1 rRNA gene is annotated in these 2987 nt (G+C 51.7%); it reads left to right on the top strand.

From position 1 onward, the window contains the following. The first annotated feature begins 13 nt into the window (after nt 1-13). Nucleotides 14-2940 (top strand): 23S ribosomal RNA (locus TY13_RS19530). Nucleotides 2941-2987: the final 47 nt, after the last annotated feature.

The following is a 2987-nucleotide window of genomic DNA, read 5'->3' as shown; positions in this document are numbered from 1 at the left end:
ATCGAAAGCTGAAGGTTAAGTTATTAAGGGCGCACGGTGGATGCCTTGGCACTAGGAGTCGATGAAGGACGGCACTAACACCGATATGCCTCGGGGAGCTGTAAGTAAGCTTTGATCCGGGGATTTCCGAATGGGGAAACCCACTATGTTTAATCGCATAGTATCCATACGTGAATTCATAGCGTATGGAAGACACACGCAGGGAACTGAAACATCTAAGTACCTGCAGGAAGAGAAAGAAAATTCGATTCCCTGAGTAGCGGCGAGCGAAACGGGAAAAGCCCAAACCAAAGAGCTTGCTCTTTGGGGTTGTAGGACACTCTATACGGAGTTACAAAGGAATGAAGTAGATGAAGCGACTTGGAAAGGTCCGCCAGAGCAGGTAAAAGCCCTGTAGTCGAAATTTCATTCCCTCCAGAGTGGATCCTGAGTACGGCGGAACACGTGAAATTCCGTCGGAATCCGGGAGGACCATCTCCCAAGGCTAAATACTTCCTAGTGACCGATAGTGAACCAGTACCGTGAGGGAAAGGTGAAAAGCACCCCGGGAGGGGAGTGAAATAGATCCTGAAACCGTGTGCCTACAAGTAGTTAGAGCCCGTTAATGGGTGATAGCGTGCCTTTTGTAGAATGAACCGGCGAGTTACGATAACGTGCAAGGTTAAGCCGAGAAGGTGGAGCCGCAGCGAAAGCGAGTCTGAATAGGGCGCATGAGTACGTTGTCGTAGACCCGAAACCAGGTGATCTACCCATGGCCAGGGTGAAGGTAAGGTAACACTTACTGGAGGCCCGAACCCACGCACGTTGAAAAGTGCGGGGATGAGCTGTGGGTAGCGGAGAAATTCCAATCGAACCTGGAGATAGCTGGTTCTCTCCGAAATAGCTTTAGGGCTAGCCTCGTGATGAGAATACCGGAGGTAGAGCACTGTTTGGACTAGGGGGGCATCTCGCTTTACCGAATTCAGACAAACTCCGAATGCCGGATATTTATACACGGGAGTCAGACTGCGAGTGATAAGATCCGTAGTCAAGAGGGAAACAGCCCAGACCACCAGCTAAGGTCCCCAAGTAATCGTTAAGTGGAAAAGGATGTGGCGTTGCTTAGACAACCAGGATGTTGGCTTAGAAGCAGCCATCATTTAAAGAGTGCGTAATAGCTCACTGGTCGAGTGACACTGCGCCGAAAATGTATCGGGGCTAAACGATTCACCGAAGCTGTGGATTGACATCTACGATGTCAGTGGTAGGAGAGCGTTCTAAGTGCGTTGAAGTCAGACCGGAAGGACTGGTGGAGCGCTTAGAAGTGAGAATGCCGGTATGAGTAGCGAAAGACAGGTGAGAATCCTGTCCACCGTATGACTAAGGTTTCCTGAGGAAGGCTCGTCCGCTCAGGGTTAGTCGGGACCTAAGCCGAGGCCGATAGGCGTAGGCGATGGATAACAGGTTGATATTCCTGTACTACCTCCCCACCGTTTGAGTAATGGGGGGACGCAGGAGGGTAGGGTAAGCAGAGCGTTGGTTGTCTCTGTTCAAGCAGTAAGGCGTGTGTGTAGGCAAATCCGCACACTATAACGTTGAGCTGTGATGACGAGCCCGTATGGGCGAAGTTCCTGATCTCACACTGCCAAGAAAAGCCTCTAACGAGGTGGGAGGTACCCGTACCGCAAACCGACACAGGTAGTCGAGGAGAGAATCCTAAGGTGTGCGAGAGAACTCTCGTTAAGGAACTCGGCAAAATGACCCCGTAACTTCGGGAGAAGGGGTGCTCTTGAGCGTGCAAGCGCATGAGAGCCGCAGTGAATAGGCCCAGGCGACTGTTTAGCAAAAACACAGGTCTCTGCAAAACCGTAAGGTGACGTATAGGGGCTGACGCCTGCCCGGTGCTGGAAGGTTAAGAGGAGTGGTTAGCGCAAGCGAAGCTATGAATTGAAGCCCCAGTAAACGGCGGCCGTAACTATAACGGTCCTAAGGTAGCGAAATTCCTTGTCGGGTAAGTTCCGACCCGCACGAAAGGCGTAACGATCTGGGCACTGTCTCAACGAGAGACTCGGTGAAATTATAGTACCTGTGAAGATGCAGGTTACCCGCGACAGGACGGAAAGACCCCGTGGAGCTTTACTGTAGCTTGATATTGAATTTTGGTACAACTTGTACAGGATAGGTAGGAGCCAGAGATCTCGGAGCGCCAGCTTCGAAGGAGGCGTCGGTGGGATACTACCCTGGTTGTATTGAAATTCTAACCCATGCCCCTTAGCGGGGTAGGAGACAGTGTCAGGCGGACAGTTTGACTGGGGCGGTCGCCTCCTAAAAGGTAACGGAGGCGCCCAAAGGTTCCCTCAGAATGGTTGGAAATCATTCGTAGAGTGTAAAGGCACAAGGGAGCTTGACTGCGAGACCTACAAGTCGAGCAGGGTCGAAAGACGGGCTTAGTGATCCGGTGGTTCCGCATGGAAGGGCCATCGCTCAACGGATAAAAGCTACCCCGGGGATAACAGGCTTATCTCCCCCAAGAGTCCACATCGACGGGGAGGTTTGGCACCTCGATGTCGGCTCATCGCATCCTGGGGCTGTAGTCGGTCCCAAGGGTTGGGCTGTTCGCCCATTAAAGCGGTACGCGAGCTGGGTTCAGAACGTCGTGAGACAGTTCGGTCCCTATCCGTCGTGGGCGTAGGAAATTTGAGAGGAGCTGTCCTTAGTACGAGAGGACCGGGATGGACATACCGCTGGTGTACCAGTTGTCGTGCCAACGGCATCGCTGGGTAGCTATGTATGGACGGGATAAGTGCTGAAAGCATCTAAGCATGAAGCCCCCCTCAAGATGAGATTTCCCATTACGCAAGTAAGTAAGATCCCTCAAAGACGATGAGGTAGATAGGTTCGAGGTGGAAGTGTGGCGACACATGGAGCTGACGAATACTAATCGATCGAGGACTTAACCAAAACTTAAACTTGTTTCAATGAACGTTTATCCAGTTTTGAAAGAACAA

The sequence above is a fragment of the Bacillus ndiopicus genome (genome assembly GCF_000612805.1).
GTDB classification, from domain to species: Bacteria; Bacillota; Bacilli; order Bacillales_A; family Planococcaceae; genus Metasolibacillus; species Metasolibacillus ndiopicus.
Note: the sequence above shows the minus strand (reverse complement) of the source record. Positions and strands in the feature narration are given on the sequence as shown.